The following is a 3,701-nucleotide window of genomic DNA, read 5'->3' as shown; positions in this document are numbered from 1 at the left end:
TATAGCCGGGCCACGGCGGCGGGCCTGCTCGTGGCGCTGGGCATCGTGTACGGCGACATCGGCACCTCGCCGCTCTACACGGTGCGGGGCGTATTCGTGACGCAGCCCGTGACCGAGGCCGTGGTGCTGGGCACCATATCGTGCATCATCTGGACGCTTACGCTGCTCACCACCGTGAAATACGTGGTGCTGGCTTTGCGGGCCGACAACCACGGCGAGGGCGGCATTCTGGCGCTGTATGCGCGGCTGCGGCGGCTGCCGGTGCGGCGGCTGTACCTGCCGGCCATCGTGGGGGCGGCGGCGCTGCTGGCCGATGGCATCATCACGCCGCCCATCTCGGTGGCCTCGGCCATTGAGGGGCTGCGGATGCTGAAGCCCGACCTCGATACCGTGCCCATTGTGCTGGTTATCATCGTGGGGCTGTTTGCGGTGCAGCAGTTTGGCACACAGCTGATTGGCAAGCTGTTTGGGCCGGTGATGACGGTGTTTTTCTCGATGCTGGCCGTGCTGGGCGTGGGGCAGCTGGTGCAGGAGCCGGACATTCTGCGGGCCTTCAGCCCCCACTACGCCCTGACGATGGTGACGCAGGTGCCGGGCGCGTTCTGGCTGCTGGGCTCCATTTTTCTGTGCAGCACCGGGGCCGAGGCCCTGTACGCCGACATGGGCCACGTGGGCCGGCGCAACATCTACGGCTCCTGGACTTTTGTGAAAATCTGCCTCGTGCTCAACTACCTGGGCCAGGGCGCCTGGCTGCTGCGCCACTTGGGGCCGCCGCTGGGCGAGCAAAACCTGTTCTTCCTGATGATGCCGAAGTGGGCGCTGCTGCCGGCCATCGGGCTGAGCACGCTGGCCACCATCATTGCCTCGCAGGCGCTCATTTCGGGCTCGTTCACGCTGGTGGTGGAGGCGCTGCGGCTGCGCTTCTGGCCCAAGGTGAAGGTGAACTACCCCACCGAATTGCGCGGCCAGGCCTACGTGCCCAGCCTGAACTGGCTGCTGTGCGCCGGCTGCGTGGGCGTGGTGCTCTACTTCCGCGAATCGGGCAAGATGGAAGCCGCCTTCGGCCTGGCCGTAACGGTGACCATGCTCATGACCACCGTGCTGCTGGCCTACTACCTGCGGATGCGCCGCGTGGCCGGCGGCTGGATTGTGCTGCTCGTGGGCCTGTACGGGGTCATCGAGGGTTCTTTTCTGGTGGCTAACCTGGCCAAGTTCAGCCACGGCGGCTGGCTGTCGGTGCTGCTGGCCGGGGTAATTCTGGTGGTGATGCTGAGTTGGATTGCCGGCCAGCGCATCCGCAACGAGCTGACCGAGTTTGTGCCGCTGGCCGAGTGGCTGCCGCTGCTCCAACGCCTGAGCAACGACCCGACCGTGCCCAAGTACGCCACCCACTTGGTGTACCTCACCAAGGCCGAGGACGGCCGGGAGGTGGAAAACGCCATCATTCACAGCATTTTCAAGAAGCGCCCCAAGCGGGCCGACGTGTACTACCTCGTGCACGTGACCACCACCGACGAGCCCTACACCCGCCGCTACCGCGTGACGCACGTGCTGCCCAACGAGCTGGTGCGCATCGATTTCTACCTCGGCTTCCGCGTGGACCAGGCCCTGAACTACATGTACCGCCAGGTGGTGGCCGACCTCGTGAAAAACCACGAAGTGGACATTGCCTCGCGCTACGAGTCGTTGCGCGGGCGGGACGTAACCGGCGATTTTCAGTTTGTGATTCTCAACAAAACCCTGCCCTACCAATACCTGCTGCGCGGCTGGCAGCGCATGGCCCTGCGCCTGCACGGCTGGCTGAAGTGGCTGGGCGCCTCCGAAACCGAAAGCTTCGGCCTCGACAACAGCACCTTCACCATCGAAAACGTGCCCCTGCACATGCCCGCCCGCCCCGAGCTGGAGCTGACGCGCAGCTAGACAGACAGAGCAAAAAAGAACGTCATGCTCATCTGGCGTCCGCGCAGTCGAAGCATCGCTACCGCTTCGTCCGGCTCCCCTCTCCTGAGGAGAGGGGCCGGGGGTGAGGTTGCTCGTCAGGCGAAGCGGTAGCGATGCTTCGACTGCGCGGACGCCAGATGAGCATGACGTTCTGAATGTTTCTCCTAACCCTTTGCCTGCTGCTCCTTCTAAACCGCCAATCCCCATGAACCCCACGTCCGACCCCCGCGACCAATCTGCCGAGCGGTTTCTGCGCCTGGTGCAGGCCAAGCGGCGCGGCACGCTTAAGGTGTACCTGGGGCTGGCCGCGGGCGTGGGCAAAACCTTCCGCCTGCTGCAGGAGGCGCACGAGCTACGCCAGCACGGCGTGGGCGTGCTGCTGGGCTACATCGAAACCCACGGCCGCCCCGGCACCGTGGCCGAGCTGAAAGACCTGCCGCTGCTGCCTCGCAAAAGCATTTTTTACAAAGGCCGGGCGCTGGAAGAAATGGACCTGGAGGGCATCATCCAGCGCCGGCCGCAGGTGGTGGTGGTGGATGAGCTGGCCCATTCCAACGTGCCGGGCTCGCGCCACGAAAAGCGCTGGCAGGACGTGGAATACCTCGTGGCCCAGGGCATTTCGGTGATTACGGCCGTGAACGTGCAGCACCTCGAAAGCCTGCACGACCAGGTGCTGAAAATCACCGGCACCGACGTGACCGAGCGCATCCCCGACCAGTTGCTGAAAGCCGCCGACGAGGTGGTAAATGTGGACCTGACCGTGGGCGAGCTGCGCGCCCGTCTGGAAGAGGGCAAAATCTACGACCCCGCCAAAGTGCCCACGGCGCTGGCCAACTTTTTCCAGGCCGAAAACCTGTTGCAGTTGCGGCGGCTGGCCGTGCGCGAAGTGGCCCAGTTGCTGAGCCGGCAGGTGGAATCCGACGCCGGCGGGGCGCCCGCCGTGGCCCCGCAGCGCCGCAACGACGACCGCCTGCTGGCCTGCATCAACTCCAACAGCCAGGCCGCCAAGGAAATCATCCGCAAGACCTCGCGGCTGGCCGACCGGTTTTCGGCCGCCGCCTGGTACGTGCTCTACGTGCAAACCGGCCGCGAATCGTCGGACCGCATCGGCCTGGCCACCCAGCGCCACCTACTGAATAATTTGCAACTGGCCACCGAGCTGGGCGCCCAGATTCTGCGGGTGAAGGACGACGACGTGGTGGGCGCCATCCGGCGGGTGGCCGCTGAGAAAAATGCCACCCTGCTGGTTTGCGGCATCACCCGCGAAAAGGGGCTGTGGGAGCAGCTCTCGCGGCGCGGCGTGACGGCCGATTTGCTGCGTGCCGTAGCCGATGACGGGCGGGACTTGGACGTGTATTTGGTGACGTATTGAAGCTGAACGATGTAGAGACGCGACACTTCGCGTCTCGGCGTTGAACAACGGAAACCGCACAGATTAAACAACATCAGCAACGACAAGACGCAAAGTATTGCGTCTCTACATCGTTCTAAAAGCCCATGAACCTCAAAACCAAAATCACCACCGGCTTCCTGGCCATGCTGCTGCTGCTGCTCAGCATCGGCGGCTACGCGTACTACTCCCTGCGCCAGCTCGACCGCAGCACGCGCGACGTGCTCAAGGCCAATCTGTACTCCATCGAGCTGGGCCAGCGGATGCTGAAAAGCCTCAACCAGCTGGCCCGCCAGCCGCTGCCCGACACGGCCGGCACCGCCGCCTTCGTGGCCGCGCTGGGCGAAGAAGCCCGCAACGTGACTGAGCC

The 3,701-nt window shown here is 64.6% G+C and carries 3 protein-coding genes; all 3 read left to right on the top strand.

What is annotated here, in order from left to right:
* The coding region (locus ACYVDE_RS17170; protein WP_460502773.1) for a KUP/HAK/KT family potassium transporter at nt 1-1,920 on the top strand (1,920 nt) is incomplete at its 5' end.
* A gap of 226 nt (nt 1,921-2,146) precedes the next feature.
* Nucleotides 2,147-3,313: a sensor protein KdpD gene (locus ACYVDE_RS17165; RefSeq protein ID WP_460502772.1), complete on the top strand. Its 1,167-nt coding sequence runs from the start codon at nt 2,147-2,149 to the stop codon at nt 3,311-3,313.
* Between the two features lie 125 nt (nt 3,314-3,438).
* Nucleotides 3,439-3,701 (top strand): MCP four helix bundle domain-containing protein (locus ACYVDE_RS17160; RefSeq protein WP_460502771.1); only part of this gene is annotated, 263 nt, incomplete at its 3' end.

Source organism: Hymenobacter agri (assembly GCF_054778495.1).
Note: the sequence above shows the minus strand (reverse complement) of the source record. Positions and strands in the feature narration are given on the sequence as shown.